The organism is Geodermatophilus sp. SYSU D00742 (assembly GCF_054049935.1).
Window position 1 is genome coordinate 88,686 of record NZ_JBJGYJ010000010.1, and the last position, 17,875, is coordinate 106,560.

Here is a 17,875-nt window from a genome sequence, read left to right on the forward strand (position 1 = left end):
CCGCCGGGAGACCGCATGCCACCCACTGCGCCGGCCACCTCGTCCGGCTCCACTCACCGTCGTCTGCGCGCACCGCTGGTCTGGGGTGTCGTCCTCGGTGTCCTGCAGGCCGCCTCGCCGCTGGCGTTCTCCTGGCTGGACCCGGCGACCGTCTACGCCCTCGGCCTCACCCTCATCGCCGCGGTCTACGTCGGCTTCGCCGTTGCCGACGGGCGCCGGCACGTGCTGGTCGTCGAGACGGTCGTCGCGTCGGTCTTCGTGGTCGCTGCCGCCGCCGGAACCGGCTCGGCCTGGCTGGTCGTCGCCGGCCTGGCCGGACACGGCTGCAAGGACCTGTGGCAGCACCGCACCGGCTTCGTGGCCGGCACCCGCTGGTGGCCGCCGTTCTGCGCGACGGTCGACTGGGTCGCCGCCGCCCTGATCGCGGTCGCGCTGACCGTGCACCTGCTCCCGACCTGACCCGGCCGCGACGGATCCGGCGCACATGCCGGTTCCAGCAGCGGGAGCACCGTCGACCGTCGGTCCCGGACCGACCGAACCCGACCAGGAGACCCCACCCGTGCCCGCTCCCGCCCCGACCGCCGAAGCCACCGGGCCCACCGTCGGACCCCCGGCACACACCGGCCCCGTCCGCCGGATCGTCGCCGGATCACTGCTGACCGGGGGGTTGCTCGCCGCCGCACTCCCCCTGGTCGTGTTCGCCGGTGCGCCCGAACACGTGATCACCGGGTCGGCCCTGCTCGGGTTCGCCGCCGGCTGGGCGCTGCTGGCGGCACTGTCGGCGCGGATGACCAGCCAGCCGCAGCGGTGGGCACGGGTGCCGGCCGCCGGCCTCGCCGCGACGGGGCTCGGGCTCCTGGTCGTCGCCCCCGGCAACCCGGGGCTGACCGCCGCCGGATGGGTGTGGCCCCCGGTGCTGCTGGCGCTGGCCGTCTGGATGGGCATCCGGCTCCGCCGCGCCCTGGCCGCCGGCAGTGGCCGCTGGTTGCTCTACCCCGTCGTGGTGGTCATCGCCGCCGCGGCGGTCGGCGGCGCCCTGGAGACCGTCGGGCCGGCCTCCGACGATCCTGGCCGCACGATGCCCGGGCAGACCCACGACGTCGGCGGCTACCGGTTGCACCTGGACTGCACCGGCTCCGGCGGCCCGACCGTGGTGCTGTTCAACGGGCTGGGGCTGACGTCGGCCAACTGGGCGCGCGTCGCCCCGGGCGTCGGGCGCAGTGCCCGGGTCTGCGCCTACGACCGGGCCGGGCAGGGCTGGAGCGAGGACGGACCGCAGCCGCAGGACGGCCACCAGGCCGCAGCCGACCTGCACACCCTGCTCGAGAGCGCCGGTGAGCGGGGTCCCTACGTGCTGGTCGGGCACTCCATCGGTGGGGACCACGCGATGACCTACGCCGCCCGCTACCCCGAGCAGGTCGCCGGGATGGTCCTGCTGGACGCCACCGACCCCTACCGCGTCGGCGGCGGTCCCCCCAGTGCGATGGCTGTCCTGCCCAGCCTCGCCCGCCTCGGTGTCGGGCGGCTGCTCCCCACCTCGTACTGGTCCGTCCTCCCCGAGCCGGCCGCCGGGCAGGTACGGGTGTTCAGCTCCGGTCCCCGCGGCTGGCGCAACGTCCGCGACGAGATCGCCACGATGCCCGCCCTGCTCAGGCAGGCCCGTGCGCTGACCACCCTCGGCGCCACGCCGCTGGTCGTGGTCACCGCCGCCGGGAACGAGGACGACCCGGCCTGGCTCGCCGCGCAGGAACGCATGGCCGCGCTGTCGACCGACAGCGCGCACCGGTACGCAGCTGCCGGGCATGGAGCTCTGCTGGACGAGGCGCGCGGCGCCGCCGGCTCGGTCCAGGCGGTCGAGGACGTCGTCCGGGCCGTGCGCGCCGGCACGCCACTGCAGTGACCCCCGGCGGTTCCCCGGCATGGGCCCGCGCGCCGCTCCCGGCGCCCCGGCCGGACCAGCGCCGGACGCCGCGGCCACCCCCGTGACCGTGTCGGACCGTCCCGACCCCGGGCACGGCGCCTGGCTCCGCAGCGCCGGACATGCGCGGCGGGGCGGCGACGTCGGCCCCACCCGGAGGGCGGCGTCGGCACGACTGCGTCGGTCATGCCGGCGGGCGCCGGTGCCGCGGAGCGTCGGCCGGCGGCCGGGCTGCAGGGACGCTGCGCGTGGTCGGCGCCGGCGCGGGCTCGTGCCGGTGGACCGCGGTCAGCCCTCCGGCCGGGTGACGGGCACCCGCCAGGTGACGACGGTCCCGCGGCCGTCCGGCCCGGGACCGACCCCCGCCTCGCCGCCCAGGCGCTGTGCGCGTGCGTGCAGGTTCGTCAGACCGTTCCCGCGTGGTGAGGCCGAGTCGACGCCGACGCCGTCGTCCCTGACGGTGAGCTCCAGCAACCCGTCCCGGACCCGGAGGCTGACGTCGGCCCGGGTGGCGCGGGCGTGGCGCGCGACGTTGCTCAGCGACTCCTGGAGCACGGCGAGGACCTCGACGGCGGTCTCGTCGGGGACGAGGGTGTCGACGGGGCCGGAGAACTCCAGCGACGGCGTGAACCCGAGTGCCCGCACACCGCCCTCGACCACGCCGATGGTCGCGCCCCGCAGTGTCTCGCCGGAGTCCGACCCGTGTCGGCTCAACTCGAAGATCACCGTCCGGAGCTCGCGGATGATCCGGTCGGTCTCCTCGATCAGGGGGTCGGCCACCGGAGCGAGCTGGGGGTGCCGGAGACCCGCGGACGCCAGCCGCAACCCCAGACCGAAGACCCGCTGGATGGTCAGGTCGTGCAGGTCGGCGGCCATGCGGTCGTGCTCCTGACGGAGGGTGAGCTCGTGCTGGGCCGCCACCCGCTCGCGGCCGCTCGCCACGACGCTGACCCGCATGCGGTCGACGGCGTCGGCGAGGAGGGACAGCTCCTGCGGGCCGCGGCGGTCGATGCGGTGGTCGTAGTCGCCGTCGGCGACGACCCGGACGTCGGTGAGCAGTCGCTGCAGGGGCCGGGTCAGGCGGCGTCGGAGGAACAGCCACGTACCGAGCCCGACGGCCACGGCGAGGACGGCCGCGCTGATCGCGATCACGTTCGCCAGCGACTGGGCTCCCCGGATCCTGGCCAGCTGGGCCGTGGTCAGTTCGACGGTGCGGTCCTCGAGGGCGGTGACCCGCCCGCGCAGCGCGTCGAACTGCGCCTTGCCGTCGACGGCGAGGGACCGGGCCTCCGCATCCGCCAGGGGACCCGCACCGCGGACTGCGTTCCCCGGTTCGGCGACGGTCCGCTGCCAGCGCTCGCCGGCGGCCTGCACGTCCTCCAGGAGGGCGAGGCCCTCCGCGTCGTCCGAGAGGAGATCGGCCAGCCGCGACTGCAGCCCGTCGGCCGCGGCGCGGCCCTGGTCGTACGGCTCGAGGAACACCGGGTCACCGGTGAGCAGGAAGCCGCGGTGACCGGTCTCCTGGTTCACGTAGGCGGTGACCAGGTCGGAGGTGGCCTGCCGGGCGGGGAGGACCTCGTCGGACAGCGTCCGTTGCGCGGCGGCCACCGTGGCACGGGCCGCTCCGGTGACCACGGCACTGACCACCAGCATGCCGATCAGGACGGCGACCACGACGTGGACCACGGCACGCAGGGAGCCGAGGCGCGGGTTCAGGGCCACCACGTCGTCCCCACTCATCCTGCTCGGCTGCGCGGCCGCGGGCGTCGGGGAACCTACTCCCGGCCGCGACGTGCCAGAAGACCGACCTGGTCGGCCGGTCCGGTACGACGACGCCGGGCACCGCGGGCCTGCCCGGTGGCGGTCCCCCGCCGGCGCGCACCGTCCCGCCGCGATGGGTGACGCCGCCGCACGTGGTCCCGTCGCGTTCCCGGGCGGGGCGGACGCGAGGACCCCGCCGCTGCCACGGTGGCCCCCGGGCTGCTCCCGATCGACGCTCCCACCCTGCACGGCAGCGGCCGCCCCGTCGAGGGCGGAGGTCCCGACCGCCCGCGGCCTTCGACCGGAGCCGGAGCAGCCACGGTTCGGCGAGGCTCGCCCAGGATCCGGCGCCAGGGCCCTGCCTGGCCGATGACCGAGGGAGTCGACCGATGCGAGCGCAGATCTGGACCTCGGCCACGCGGGTGCCGCGCGGAGGTCGCCGGACCCGCCCACGACCCCCCGACCGGGGGCGGACCGGCACCCTCCCGCGCGTCGGCCCGCGGCGCACGGCAGACGGTGACGCCCGGGCCGTGCCGGTCGGCGTCGCCGCCGCGACGGGATGTGCCCGGTGACCGGACCGACCACCGTCGCCGGCCGACGGGTCGTCGCCGGTGTCGACGGGTCCGAGTCGTCGGTCGGGGCCGCCGTGTACGCCGCCGGCGCGGCCCACCGCCGGGGCCTGCCGCTGCTCCTGGTGCACGTGACCCCCTGGCAGGCGGCCGGTCAACCGCGGCCGATGAGCGCCCCCGAGGTCCGGTCGCGGTTCCACGACAGCGCCACCCACCTCGTGGAGGCCGCGGCCGACGCCGTCCGGCGGTCGACCGGGATGACCGAGGTGTCGGCCTCCGTGGTCGACGACCACCCCGTGGACGGCCTGCTGGCCCTCTCGGCCGAGGCGGCCCTGCTGGTGATCGGCCGGCGCGGCCTGGGTGGGGTCCCGGGCCTCCTGCTGGGCTCGACCGCCGGCGCGGTGGTCCAGCACGCGCGGTGCCCGGTGATCGCCCTGCCCGACGAGCCCGGGGACGCCGACCGGCGCCACTCGGTGGTCGCGGGCGTGGAGGGACGGCCGGGCGACGAGGAGGTGCTCGCGTTCGCCGTCGCGGAGGCCGCGTCCCGCACGACCGGCCTGACGGCCGTGCACGCCTGGCGCGACGTCACGCTGGAGGCCGCCGTCGGCGGCTTCGGGCCGCTGGTCGACTGGACCGGTGTCGAGGACGAGGAGCGGCGGCTCCTCGCGGAGGCCGTCGCCGGCTGGCGGGACGAGGCGCCCGACGTCGAACTCCGCGAGGTGGTCGTGCGGGACCGGCCGTCGACCGCCCTGCTGACCGCGGCGACCACCGCCGAGCTGCTCGTCGTCGGCCACCGGCAGCGGAGCTGGGTGGCGCGTCTGGGGTCGACCACGCACGGCGTGCTGCACCGCGCGTCGTGCCCGGTCGCCGTCGTCCCGCTCCGGGCGTGACGGCTGTCGGGGCCGGCCGCGGACACCGTCCTCGTCCCCGGCACGCTCGGCCTCCCGGATGGCCCCCGTGCCGCACGACCCCCACGCCCTCTGGTGCGAGCCCCGTCCCGGGGACTCCTGCCCGGTGCGTATCGACCGAGTCGCCTCGGGCTACGACGCGTCGCGCGACGTCAGGTCCCCGAGCGAGACGACGTACTCCTCCGTCTCCTGGTCGACGCGGACGGCGTACGTGGTCGGGTAGTAGGCCGTCTGCTGGTACGCCTCGGGCAGCTTGAGCGGCTCCTCCGAGTTCGGTCCGGTCAACAGCCAGTCCCGGGTGATCATCGGCTCGACGAAGATGTACCGGCCGTCCCACACGCCGTTGATGATGATCCGCGTGAAGTCGTACTCCCCGGGGACGAGGCTCGTGTCGCTGGAGTCCACCAGGTGCACGCCCATGCCGGGGACGGCCTGCGCGGCGGCGGGCGCGCCCGGCGGAACCGCGTAGTCCTGGGGTACGTACCTCGCCTCGGGGAGGGTCTCGGCCTTGACGGCGTAGGCCGGGTCGTCCGGGGTGATGCCCTCCATCGTCGCCATGTCGACCATGTCGAAGTGGAAGTCGAAGTGGGCTCGCCCGAACAGCTCGGCCGGCTCGTGGCCCTGGGGGTTCCAGTTCAGCATGACGTGGTCGAACGCGGTGTCCGCCGCCTCATCGGGGAAGTCGAGCATCAGCGTGGTCCCCGCCTCGGGTAGTCCCTCCAGGGCGGCGGGCGTCAGACGCAGGCCCACCTCCGTCGGGCGTCGACCGTCGTCCAGCGTCACGTAGGTCTCGACCGTGCCGTTCCCCAGTTCCTGAGACGGGCCCGAGTAGGTGCCGCCGTCGGACGGCGGCGTGCTGCTGGACCGCGCGACGTCGGCGCCGCAGCCGGCGAGAGAACTCAGACCCGCACAGGCGGCCACGGTCAGTACTGCGCCGCGGAGGGTGCGGTGAGCGGCCATAGCCCTCACCTCTCTGGATCGGGTGTCGAACAGACGGGGTGCTGACCGGCTCCGGCCGTCTGGGGCCCGCACCGACGGCCACGACGCCGCCCGCGCGGGGACCGGCGCCTCCGTGGGCGAGGGCGGGACGGGTTCCGGACACGCGGTCGGACCGGGAAGCGGTGCGGCGGGGTTGACCGCGCTCCCGAGGCGGCGCCGACACGACGGGGGACGCCGCTGTTCCGGGACTCGAGGCTCCCGGAGCCGCTCGGCGTCGGTCCAGGGACCTTCTGCTCTCGATCCCGGTCCGCCGGCGCCGCTTCCTCGGCGCGTTCCTCGGCAGCCGTCCCGGCGCTGCGGTCGTGGTGGGGACGTCACCCCGCGACACGAGGACGGACACCCTGGCGAAGCTGCGCCCCGGGATGTAAGGAGGAGCCGTTCCGTCTGTCGAGAGGGAGCGCTCCCATGGCCGACAAGTCGCCCCACGACAACCACGCCGCGAAGAAGTCCGGCAAGGCCGTCAAGGTCAAGCGCAGCGAGCGCAAGGAGAAGCAGCGGGCCGCCACGGAGATGGAGCGGCTGATGCACCCTCGGCGGCACGGCAGCTGACCGGCCGCGGGGCGAGCCAGGACGCACCACGCCGCGCGCCGGCACCGGGGGCCCGCGCGCCGGTCGCCGACGACGGTCCCGGCCCGGACAGGGCGGCTCCCTACGCTGGGGCCGGCCACGTCTGACCGGATGGAGACCCATGCCCGTCGTCTCACGCTTGTCGACCACCCCCCTCAAGGGCACCGCCCTCCACCACCCGACCAGCCTGGCGCTCACCCGGAACGGCGTCGAGGACAACCGGCGGTTCCACCTCGTCGACGCCCGGGGCCGGCTGTTCAACGGCAAGCAGCACGGGCCACTGGTCCGGCTCACCGCGCAGTACGACGGTCGGCGGCAGCACCTGTCCCTGCAGGTCCCCGGCCGTGACCCGGTCCAGGGGACGACGACCGAGCTGGGCGATCCGGTCGTCACCGACTTCTACGGGCGGGACGTGGCCGGTCACCTCGTCACGGGTCCGTGGTCAGCGGCCCTGTCCGAGTTCGTCGGCCGGCCGGTCCACCTCGTCGCCGTCGACACCCCGGGCGACGCGGTCGACGTGCACCCTGTGACGCTGATCTCCTCGGCCACCATCGAGCACCTGCGCAGCGTCACCCCCGGTGGCGAGCGGCTGGACCACCGGCGGTTCCGGATGCTGGTGGAGGTGGACGGGTGCGGGGTGCACGAGGAGGACACCTGGGTGGGCCGGCGGGTCCGGCTGGGCGGGGCGACGGTGCGGGTGGTCGGCCCGGTCCCCCGCTGCGTGGTCACCAACGAGAACCCCGACAGCGGCGTGGTGGACTTCAGCACCCTCAGGTCCATCGCGCGCTACCGCGGCGACCTGGCCACCGACCTCACCACCCCGGTTGCACACCTCCCGGACAACGGCGCGGTGGTCTTCGGTGTGTACGCCACCGTCGAGGAGCCGGGGCCGGTCGGTGTCGGCGACCGCGTCGAGCAGCTCGCGGCGGCGGCGCCCGTCGATCGCTGACCTCGCGCCCCGGACGGCGGGCGGTGCGTCCCCTGCTCGGCGCGAGCCGGCCGACCACCCCGGGCCCGTTTGTTGACTCGATCAAGGAAAGTTGTGAGGATCGCTGCCGTGCCGGACACCGCAGACCTCGAGCGCGCACTGCGCGGGGCGGGCCTGCGGGTCACCCGGCCGCGACTGGCGGTGCTGGACGCCGTCCACGCGCAGCCGCACCTCGACACCAAGGCGCTGATCAGCGCGGCACGTGCCCGCCTCGGTGCGGTGTCGCACCAGGCGGTGTACGACGTGCTGCGTGCGCTCGAGGACACCGGCCTCGTGCGGCGCATCCAGCCGGAGGGCTCCGACGCCCGCTACGAGGCCCGCGTCGGTGACAACCACCACCACCTGGTCTGCCGCGACTGCGGGGCCATCGCCGACGTCGACTGCACGATCGGCGCCGCACCCTGCCTGACCCCCTCCGCCGACTCGGGCTTCGTCATCGACGAGGCTGAGGTCCTGTTCTGGGGACGCTGCTCCTCGTGCGCAGCCGGCCCTCCTCCTGCCCCGTCCCCCCGCACCACACAGAGAGGCACGTCGTGACCAACGAGATCGACAAGAACCAGAGCGAGAGCACCAGCGAGAGCGAGAACCCGGCGATCCCCGGCCCGACCCAGGTCACCAACCGGCGGCCGCAGAGCAACCGGGACTGGTGGCCCAACCAGGTCGACCTGTCGGTGCTGAACAAGCCGTCGAAGGACTCCGACCCGCTGGGCGCGGACTTCGACTACCGGGCCGCGGTCGCCACGCTCGACGTCGAGGCGGTCAAGCGCGACATCGTCGAGGTCATGCGCACCTCGCAGGACTGGTGGCCGGCCGACTGGGGCCACTACGGCCCGCTGTTCATCCGCATGTCCTGGCACGCCGCCGGCACCTACCGCATCGCCGACGGCCGCGGTGGTGGCGGCGAGGGCGGGCAGCGCTTCGCCCCGCTCAACAGCTGGCCGGACAACGCCAACCTGGACAAGGCCCGCCGTCTCCTGCTGCCGGTCAAGCAGAAGTACGGCCGGACGCTGTCCTGGGCCGACCTGCTGCTGCTGGCCGGCAACGTCGCCCACGACGACATGGGCCTGAAGACCTTCGGCTTCGCCTTCGGCCGACCCGACACCTGGCAGCCCCAGGAGGTCTTCTGGGGGCCGGAGGACACGTGGCTGGGCGACGAGCGCTACGCCAACGACGAGCCGCTGGACCTCGACGAGGGGCCGCTGGCCAACGTGACCATGGGGCTGATCTACGTCAACCCCGAGGGTCCCAAGGGCCAGCCCGACCCGCTCGCCTCCGCCCACGACATCAAGGTCACCTTCCGCCGGATGGGCATGACCGACGAGGAGACCGTCGCCCTCATCGGCGGTGGCCACACCTTCGGCAAGACCCACGGCGCCGGCAACCCCGAGCTCGTCGGCCCCGAGCCCGAGGGCTGCCCGGTGCACGGCAACGGCCTGGGCTGGATCAGCCAGCACGGCACCGGCAAGGGCCCCGACACCATCACCAGCGGCCTCGAGGGCGCCTGGACCCCGACGCCGACCACCTGGGACAACTCCTACTGGGAGACGCTGTTCGACCTCGACTGGGAGCTGACCCAGAGCCCGGCGGGCGCCAAGCAGTGGCAGCCGGTCAACCCCGAGGCGCAGGAGCTCGTCCCCGACGCGCACATCGCGGGCAAGAAGAACCCGCCGATGATGTCCACGGCCGACATGGCCCTCAAGGTCGACCCGGAGCTGCGCGCCTACGCCGAGCGGTTCCGCAACGACCCCGAGTACTTCGCCGACATGTACGCCCGCGCCTGGTTCAAGCTGCTGCACCGCGACATGGGCCCCAAGGTCCGCTACCTCGGCCCGGACGTGCCCGCCGAGGACCTCATCTGGCAGGACCCGGTCCCGGCCGTCGACCACGAGCTCGTGGGCGAGGCGGAGATCGCCGACCTCAAGCAGCGGCTGCTGTCGTCCGGGCTGACCGTCCCGCAGCTGGTGCACACGGCCTGGTCCGCCGCCGCCTCCTACCGCGGCACGGACAAGCGCGGTGGCGCCAACGGCGCCCGGCTGCGCCTGGAGCCGCAGATCGGCTGGGCGGTCAACGAGGGCGTCCGCGACGTGCTGCCGGTCCTCGAGCGGGTCAAGGGCGAGTTCGAGCAGCAGACCGGCAAGCAGGTCTCGCTGGCCGACCTGATCGTGCTCGGCGGCAGCGCGGCGGTGGAGAAGGCCGCGGCCGACGCCGGCGTGGCGGTGACCGTGCCGTTCCACCCGGGCCGCACCGACGCCTCGCAGGAGCAGACCGACGTCGACAACTTCCGCTGGCTCGAGCCGCGGGCCGACGGCTTCCGCAACTGGATCGCGCCGGGCAGCAAGCTCCAGCCGGAGACGCTGCTGGTCGACCGGGCCTACATGCTGGAGCTCACCGCCAAGGAGATGACGCTGCTGGTCGGCGGTCTGCGGGTGCTCGGCGCCAACACCGGCGGCGTGCAGCACGGCGTCTTCACCGACCGTCCGGGCGTGCTGTCGCAGGACTTCTTCCGCAACCTGCTCGACCTGGGCATCTCCTGGCGCACCGCGGTCGAGGGCGAGGGCGTCTACGAGGGGCTGGACGCCGACGGCAACGTCGTGCGCACCGCCACCGCCGCGGACCTGGTGTTCAACTCGAACTCCATCCTGCGCGGCATCGTCGAGGTCTACTCGGCCGACGACGCCCAGGAGCTGTTCGTGCGGGACTTCGTCGACGCCTGGGTCAAGGTCATGGAGCTCGACCGCTTCGACCTGCGGTAGACACCACCCCTTCCGGACGCCCCGGCCCGCATCCCGCGGGCCGGGGCGTCCGCGCGTCCGGCCGGCCCGGCCCGAGCACGCCGACGGCCGCTGGCGGCGTCCTCCTCGCCGTCCCGCGACAGGATGGCGGCATGAGCAGCCGACCGACGCCCTCCCGAGCCGGTGCCGCCCTGGTCACCGGTGCCGTGACCGCCCTGTACTACGCCACGCCCGACCTCATCCGCTCCCGCACGGCTCGTGGCTGGGCGAAGGCCGGGCTCACCGCCGTCTCCGTCGCAGCAGCCGTGCCGGAGTTCCGGGCGGCATGGGCCACCGCTCGTGAGCGGCAGGAACTCGACGGCGAGGCCTCCCTCTCGGAGACCCTCGGCGCGCTGCCCGCCGGTACCAGGGTCGCCGTCCTCGGGTCCGCGGCCGCCGTGCTCGCCGGTGCGGCCGGCGGGGTGCTCGCCGCGGAGCGGTGGGTCTTCCGCCGGGGACAGGCACGGGCGGCCTCGGGCAGGCGGTGGCCGCACACCGGCCCGGCGCTGGTGTACGGGGCGATCGCGGGCGGACTCCGGCTGCTCCCCCCGCCCCGCGACCCGCACTGACCGACGAGCGCAGGCCGATCCGGTGCACGAGACCCGCGGGAGTGGCGGGGGTGGGCGCACGCCCGCCCCGGTCCGGGGAGGCGTGACGCCGTGGTGACGGCGGCGTGACGCCCCGGGTGCTAAGCCCCGGCACGGGTGCGCTGTCGACGCGTCACCGGCGGATCGCGGTGGGAGCAGGCTCATGGGCAGCCGAGCGGTGTATGCGCTGTTGGTCGGCATCGACGACTACCGCCCCCCTGTCCCGCCGCTGCAGGGCTGCGTCAACGACATCGAGACCGTCGCGCGGATCCTCCGGGAGCGGGTCGGAGGGGAGGACACCACCCTCCAGCTCCGGGTCCTGAGCAACCGGGAGGCCACCCGCCAGGCGGTGGTCACCGGGTTCCGCGAGCACCTCGGCCGCGCGCGGCAGGACGACGTCGCCCTCTTCTACTACTCCGGTCACGGGTCCCAGGAACCGGCGCCACCGGAGTTCTGGCACCTCGAACCCGACCGCCTCGACGAGACCCTCGTGCTCGTCGACAGCCGGGAGCCGGGGCAGTTCGACCTCGCGGACAAGGAGCTGGCGACGCTGATCGGCGAGGTCGCCCGGGACGACCCGCACGTCCTCGTGGTCCTCGACTGCTGCCACTCCGGGCACGCCACCCGCGAGGCGCCGGACCTGGAGGACGGGACGGCCGTCCGCCGGGCACCGATCGACGACCGGCTGCGCCCGCTGAGCACCTTCCTGTCCTCCACGCAGGAGGCCGCCGCCCTCGCCGCGGCGCCCGCCGACCTGGCGCGCGGGGAGGGCCACGGCGGCTGGTTCGCCCTCGACCGCGGCCGGCACGTCCTCCTGTCGGGCTGCCGGGCCAGCCAGACCTCCAAGGAGGTCACCCACGAGGGCGTCCCGCGGGGCGCCATGTCCGTGGCGCTGGAGCGGGCCCTGGAGCAGGGCGGCGACTCGCTCACCTACACCGACCTGCACCGCTGGGTGGTCGCCGACGTCCGCAACCGGGTGCGGGAACAGACCCCGCAGCTGGAGGCGGCGGACCCCGCCGACCTCGGCCGGCCCTTCCTCGGTGGCGCGGTGACGGCCCGGCGTCCCTACGGGACGCTGGCCCACGCGCGGGCCACCGGCTGGGAGGTCGACCTCGGCGCGGTCCACGGCATCGCGCCGCCGCGGGGCACGGAGACCACGGAGTTCGCCGTCCTCGGGCACGAGACCCAGGACCTCGACGACCTCGCGGCGCGGGTGGCCACCGCCCGGGTGACCCGGGTCGACCCCGACCGCTGCCGGGTCGACGTCACACCGGTCGGCGCCGCCCTCGCCCAGGACCGCACGTACAAGGCCGTGGTGGTGGCGACGCCCCTGCCGCCGGTGGGCGTCCTCATCGAGGGCGACCCGGCCGCGGCCGACGCACTCCGGGCCGCGCTCGCCGGCGGCGGCACCGGACGGCGTTCCCTGCTCGTCGAGGAGGCGTCCCCGGCCGAGGCGGCGCTGCGCGTGGCCGCCCGGCCGGACGGCTACCGGATCGGCCGGCCCACTGCCGCGCGGCCGCTGGTCAGCGACGTGACCGGCGCGGACCGCACCGTGGCCGCCCTGGAGCACATGGCGCGCTGGATGGGCCTCGCCGCGCTGCACAACCCCTCGACGCGGCTGGCGACCGGCAAGGTCGTGGTCGCCGTCGAGCCGGTCCCCGCCACGGCGGGCGGCACCGGCCCGCGGTCCGGCGGCGGGCTCGACCTCTTCTACGACGCCGACACGGCTCCCGGCTTCCGGCTGGAGGTGCGCAACGACACCGGCCGGACGCTGTTCTGCGCCGTCCTGGACCTCACCGAGCTCTACGGCGTCGGCAGCGCGACGTACGAGACCGCCGCCGTGGAGATCCCGCCGCACGCGGTCCTCGTGGCCAACAACGGGGACCCGCTGGCCGCCTACATCCCCGACGAGCTGCACGCCGAGGGGATCACCGAGCTGCGGGACCTGCTGAAGGTGGTCGTCAGCACGACGCAGTTCGACGTCGCCGCCCTCCTGCAGGACGACCTGGACCTCACCACCGTCGACCGCACGACCCGCGCCGCGCCCCCCGTGCTGCGCAGCACGCTGGACCGCCTGGTGAACCGCATCGCGGCGCGCCACATCGGCGCCTCCCCCCAGGCCGGTGAGGCGGCGGCGGACTGGTTCGCCACCGACGTGGTGGTCACCGTGACCCGTCCGGCCGCCGGGCAGCGGATCACCCCGGACACCGACGTGACCCTGGCCCCCGGCCTGACCGTGGCCCGCCATCCCGCGTTGACCGCGGAGGTCCGACTCGCCTCGGCCGCAGAGATCTCCCGCTCGGTCCGGACCCCACCGGAGCCACCGGTGCTCCGCGACGATCCCGACGCCCAGCCGTTCCCGCTGCAGCGCACCCGCGACACGGTGCCCGACTTCGACGTCCTCGAGCTGGTCGACGTGCGGGACGCCGCCGCGGTCACCGAGGACACCCCGCTGCGGCTGCACGTCGACCGGCCGCTGGACCGCGACGAGGAGCTCCTGGCCGTGGCCTTCGACGGCGAGGCGTACCTCCCGGTCGGCTACGGGCGCCCCCGCGCGCGGGGCGACGCCCGTGGTGGCGGGATCGACGTGGTCATCGAGCGGCTGCCGGAGCCGACCTCGACGACACGTGACCTGCGTGGCTCGATCTCGATCCTCTTCCGCAAGCTCGTCCTCCGCCGCCTCGGGGCGCAGTACCGCCACCCCCTGCTGCGTCTGGTCCGCGTCGACGGCGAGCGGCTGACCTACGACGACGACGAGGCCCACGTCCGCGCGGCCGTGGAGGGCGCCACCGACGTGCTGCTGTACGTCCACGGGATCATCGGCGACACCGAGGGCATGGCGCGCAGCTCGGCCTCCACGCGGGTGGTGCCCGCGCCGCAGCTGATCGGCGCCCGCTTCCAGGCCGTGCTGGCCTTCGACTACGAGAACCTCGACACCCCCATCGAGAAGACCGCCGCCGACCTGCGCGACCGGCTGGCCGCGGTCGGCCTGGTCCCGGGGCACCGCAAGCACCTGGTGGTCGTGGCCCACTCGATGGGCGGGCTGGTCACCCGGCACCTCGTCGAGCACTTCAACGGTCGGGACGTCGTCTCGCACCTGGTGACCGCGGGCACGCCCAACGGCGGCTCGCCGTGGCCGGACGTGCAGCAGTGGGCGACCGCGGCCCTCGCCTTCGGCCTGAACCGCCTCGGGGACGTGGCCTGGCCGGCCAGGGTGCTCGGCGGGCTGGTCGGCATCATCGAGCGGGTCGACACCGCCCTGGACGAGATGACCCCGGGGTCGGAGTTCCTCAGCAGGCTCTTCGCAGCGGAGGACCCGAACTGCCGCTACGACGTCGTCGTGGGGCTGCGCCGCCTCGTCCCACCGGCGCCCGACCGGGAGCAGCGCCGCGGTCTCCTGCGCGGGCTGCTGCAGAAGGTCTCCCCCCGCCGCCTCGTCGACCCGGCGCTGCAGCACATCTTCGACGACGAGGACAACGACATCGCGGTCAGCCGGAGCAGTGCCACGCACCTCCCCGAGGGACGCCGGCCTGCACCGCGGGTGCACGAGGTCGGCTGCGACCACATGAGCTACTTCGCGACGGAGGCCGGGCTGCGCACCATCGCCGCGGCCGTCCTCGGCGAAGGCTGACGACCGGGGCGGTGGGCCATGCAGGCCGCGGGTACGGGCACCAGCGAGATCACGGTCTCCCTCGAGCGCAGGCAGGACGGTTCCTACACCGCCCGGGTGCAGACGCCGGAGGGAACGGGGAAGCGGGTCTTCGCCGTCCCGGACGAGGACCTCACGCTCGACGCCCCCACGTCGTACTTCTCCGACCAGCGGGCGATCAAGCGCAGCTCGTCGGGGGCGGTCCGCGACCGGGCCGTGGAGATCGGCCAGCTGCTCTTCCACGACCTGTTCGCCGGTGTGCTCAGGGCCCTGTACGAGCGCACGGCGGCGCCGGGGCACGGCGTGCGCATCCGCGTGTCCTCCCACGACCTGGCCGCGTTCGCCCTGCCGTGGGAACTGCTGTACGACGACGCGGTCCGGCAGGACTTCATCGCCCTGGGCACCGACTCGGCGGTGGTGCGGACCTTCCTGCCCGTCCCGGAGCGGGAGCTCACGCCGGCGACCATGCCCCTGCGCGTGCTCGCCGTGACGGCGGACCCGACGGGGTCGCTGGGGGCCGAGCAGGACGTCGACGTCCTGCGCGGCCTGGCGGCGGACCGGTCACACGTGTCGGTCGACGTGCTGCCGCGCGCGACCTGGTCGAGGCTGCGCGAGCGGCTGCGCGAGGGGCCCCCGTTCGAGGTCCTGCACTTCGCCGGCACGGGGACACCGGCCGGCGAGCGGCACGGGGCACCGCAGATGCTGGCGCTCGAGCCCGGGACCGACGGGGAGGACACCGCCCGCACGGTGGCGGCCGAGCTCCTCGGCGCGGAGCTGGCCCGCCTCCCCGACCTCAGGCTGGCCTACCTCAGCGCCTGCCACACCGACCAGGTGGCGGCGACGCTGTCCCGGTCGGTGCCGGCCGTGGTCGGGGTCCGCGGGGAGATCACGGTGCCGGGGTGCACCGCCTTCGCCGAGGCCTTCTACTCCGCCGCGGTCGACGGCCGGCCCGTCGACGTGGCCGTCTGGTCCGCCCGCCGGGAGCTCGAGTCGCGGCTCCCCGGACGACGGGAATGGGCGGCGACGACCCTGTACGTCACCGGCGGCGGCGCCCTGGTGCACGAGCTCGACGTCGTCCGGCTGCCGGCCGACGCGACCCTGGCGGTGACGATGTCCAACGGTGGCGACCCGCCCGCCCGGCAGGAGGAGGACCTCAGGAGCCTGCACCGTTCCCTGGTCGCGGTGAACCTCCAGGAGCTCGAGGCGCAGCTCGCCGTGCTCGGCCCGGCCGCGCCCGAGGCGATGCTCGCCCAGCGGGACCGGCTCCAGGCCGAGCTCCACCCCGGCTCCGGCCCTCCCGAGGCGACGCCGTGACCGCGTCGGACACCCCTCCGCGGCCGCGCCCCCGGCCCGAGCCGGAGGAGTACGTGCGCCTGGCCCGGCTGGTCGGGCTGGCCGAGCGCCGTCGCACCACCCGCGACGAGCTGCGGACCCGCGTCGAGCCGCTGCGGCGCGGCGGGATCGTGCCCGTCGCGGGCGAGCTGCAGCTGCTGGAGCGGCTCGACCAGCACCTGGCGGCCGCCCGGGCGGCGTTCGACCGGATCGCCCACGGAGGGGAGGACGCGGCGCGGTCGGTGGCAGAGGTCGACGAGCAGCTCACCGCGGTCGACTGGCGGCTGGCCGAGGACGTGCTCGCCGGGCTGCACGAACGGGAGCAGGCGCACCACACGACCGGGCGCTCCATGCAGCTCCAGGTCGACAACTGGCTCGCCGAGCTGGCCAGGCTCAAGGCGCTGCTCGAGGAGGCCTCCCGGCTCGACGCCCTGGTCGCCGGCGAGCACGCCGAGCACCTCGTGCTCGACTCGAAGGTCCGGGAGGCCGCGCGCGCGGTCGGTGAGGGGCTGTTCGTCGCCGCCGCGACGCCCCTGCACCAGCTCGCCACCCGGAGGATGCCGGTCCAGGAGAGCCCCTCCGAGCCGCCCGTCGAGCGGGAGCTGCGCACCCCCCAGCAGCTGGAGGACGCGGTCGAGAGCGCGCTGGCCCGCGCCCGGGAACTCTCGGTGCACACCGAGCTGGTCCTGCTGCGCACCTCACCGGCGGACGCGCAGGACATCGACTACGTCGCGATCCTCCGCGTACCCCGGGGCGCGACGCACACCGTGAGCGTGCGGGCCACGCGGAGGCTGTCGAGGGACGACTTCGAGCACATGCAGGCCCTCACCGCGCGGATCGGGACGGCCGAGGGCACGCGCCGGGCGCGGCACATCGCGCCGGCGGCCCTCGCCGGCTCCCAGGCACTGCCGGACACGTCGACGCACGACGTCCGCCGGGAGCTGTGCACCCTCGGGGACCTCATGTACCGGCTGGTGATCCCACGGTCGGTGCAGGAGGACCTCAAGGAGCACGTCGGCCAGGTGACGATCACCACCAACGAGCAGGAGCTGCCCTGGGAGCTCATGCGCAGGAACGACGAGCACCTGGCCGTCCGCTGCCCCGTCGCCCGCATGCCCCTGGGCTGGACGATGCCGCGGCTGGGGCGTGCGCGGGGCGAGGGCAGGAAGCTGCGGTTCCTGCTCTGGTACTCCGATCCCGTCGGCAACCTCCCCGGTGCGCGGGTCGAGGTCGACACCATCCGCGCAGGGCTCGAGCGGGACTGGCAGGGCCGCATCGAGGTCGACGTCGTGGGCCCGGACCGGGCGACGTCCTGGCTGCTCAACGAGACGCTCATCGCCGGGGAGTACGACGTGGTCCACTACGCCGGCCATGCGGCGTTCGACGACGACCGGCCCGAGCGCAGCGGCCTGCTGCTGAAGCAGGACGTCCTCTTCCCCGCGGACAAGATCGAGCGGCTGCTGACCGGGCAGCCCCTGGTGTTCCTCAACGCCTGCGAGTCGAGCAAGGCGGCCAACGAGCCCGACGTCCCGTCGTACCTCGGACACCAGTCGGAGGGGCTGGCGTCGGCGTTCCTGTACGGCGGTGCGGTCGCCTGCGTGGGGTCGCGGTGGCCGGTGTACGACCGGTCGGCCGGCGAGTTCGCCGTCGACCTCTACAAGTACCTCCTGCAGGGCAACAAGGTCGGCGAGGCGCTGCGCCTGGCCCGGGAGGACTGGTACCGCGAGCACGGGGACGAGATCACCTGGGCCACGTACGCCCTGTACGGGGACCCGGGGTTCCACATCACCAGTCCCGGTGCCGCCGGGAGGCCGCCGCCGTCGTGA

13 protein-coding genes are annotated in these 17,875 nt (G+C 74.9%); 11 read left to right on the top strand and 2 right to left on the bottom strand.

The features are described 5' to 3' along the window. Positions 1 to 15: 15 nt before the first annotated feature. On the top strand, positions 16 to 459 hold the full coding sequence (locus ACI78V_RS09445) for a hypothetical protein (RefSeq protein ID WP_456850598.1): 444 nt from the start codon (positions 16 to 18) through the stop codon (positions 457 to 459). A gap of 100 nt (positions 460 to 559) precedes the next feature. Beyond that, positions 560 to 1,900, top strand: coding sequence for an alpha/beta fold hydrolase (locus ACI78V_RS09450; protein ID WP_456850599.1), 1,341 nt, complete (start codon positions 560 to 562; stop codon positions 1,898 to 1,900). Between the two features lie 306 nt (positions 1,901 to 2,206). Here the strand turns inward: ACI78V_RS09450 and ACI78V_RS09455 are convergent, their stop codons facing one another. Next, the gene (locus ACI78V_RS09455) at positions 2,207 to 3,658 is read right to left on the bottom strand and encodes a CHASE3 domain-containing protein (protein ID WP_456850601.1); all 1,452 of its coding nucleotides are present in this window, start codon (positions 3,656 to 3,658) and stop codon (positions 2,207 to 2,209) included. A gap of 589 nt (positions 3,659 to 4,247) precedes the next feature. Here ACI78V_RS09455 and ACI78V_RS09460 point away from each other — a divergent pair. Continuing rightward, positions 4,248 to 5,138, top strand: a complete 891-nt coding sequence (locus tag ACI78V_RS09460) for a universal stress protein (RefSeq protein WP_456850602.1) — start codon at positions 4,248 to 4,250, stop codon at positions 5,136 to 5,138. 150 nt (positions 5,139 to 5,288) lie between these two features. Here the strand turns inward: ACI78V_RS09460 and ACI78V_RS09465 are convergent, their stop codons facing one another. Then, positions 5,289 to 6,116 carry a DUF5602 domain-containing protein gene (locus ACI78V_RS09465; protein ID WP_456850603.1) on the bottom strand — a complete coding sequence of 276 codons (828 nt, stop codon included), beginning with the start codon at positions 6,114 to 6,116 and terminating at the stop codon, positions 5,289 to 5,291. A gap of 444 nt (positions 6,117 to 6,560) precedes the next feature. On the opposite strand from ACI78V_RS09465, the gene ACI78V_RS09470 reads away from it, so the two are divergent. The 8 genes from ACI78V_RS09470 (at position 6,561) to ACI78V_RS09505 (ending at position 17,875) form a co-directional block, all read left to right on the top strand. Continuing rightward, positions 6,561 to 6,704 carry a hypothetical protein gene (locus ACI78V_RS09470; protein ID WP_456850604.1) on the top strand — a complete coding sequence of 48 codons (144 nt, stop codon included), beginning with the start codon at positions 6,561 to 6,563 and terminating at the stop codon, positions 6,702 to 6,704. 139 nt (positions 6,705 to 6,843) lie between these two features. Continuing rightward, positions 6,844 to 7,671 carry an MOSC domain-containing protein gene (locus tag ACI78V_RS09475; protein WP_456850606.1) on the top strand — a complete coding sequence of 276 codons (828 nt, stop codon included), beginning with the start codon at positions 6,844 to 6,846 and terminating at the stop codon, positions 7,669 to 7,671. A 108-nt stretch (positions 7,672 to 7,779) separates the two neighbouring features. Next, entirely contained in the window at positions 7,780 to 8,247 is a 468-nt protein-coding gene (locus ACI78V_RS09480) for a Fur family transcriptional regulator (protein WP_456850608.1), read from the top strand. Beyond that, positions 8,244 to 10,463, top strand: coding sequence for a catalase/peroxidase HPI (katG, locus tag ACI78V_RS09485; protein ID WP_456850609.1), 2,220 nt, complete (start codon positions 8,244 to 8,246; stop codon positions 10,461 to 10,463). Before ACI78V_RS09480 ends, katG begins: the two co-directional genes overlap by 4 nt. A 131-nt stretch (positions 10,464 to 10,594) precedes the next feature. Continuing rightward, positions 10,595 to 11,050 carry a hypothetical protein gene (locus ACI78V_RS09490; protein ID WP_456850611.1) on the top strand — a complete coding sequence of 152 codons (456 nt, stop codon included), beginning with the start codon at positions 10,595 to 10,597 and terminating at the stop codon, positions 11,048 to 11,050. Positions 11,051 to 11,231: 181 nt separating this feature from the next. Continuing rightward, complete coding sequence (locus ACI78V_RS09495; protein WP_456850613.1) at positions 11,232 to 14,699, top strand: caspase family protein; 3,468 nt, start codon at positions 11,232 to 11,234, stop codon at positions 14,697 to 14,699. A gap of 18 nt (positions 14,700 to 14,717) precedes the next feature. Beyond that, a complete protein-coding gene (locus ACI78V_RS09500) occupies positions 14,718 to 16,031 on the top strand; it encodes a CHAT domain-containing protein (RefSeq protein WP_456850614.1) in 1,314 nt (437 codons plus the stop codon). Continuing rightward, positions 16,028 to 17,875: a CHAT domain-containing protein gene (locus ACI78V_RS09505; protein ID WP_456850616.1), complete on the top strand. Its 1,848-nt coding sequence runs from the start codon at positions 16,028 to 16,030 to the stop codon at positions 17,873 to 17,875. The genes ACI78V_RS09500 and ACI78V_RS09505 overlap by 4 nt, the downstream gene beginning before the upstream one ends.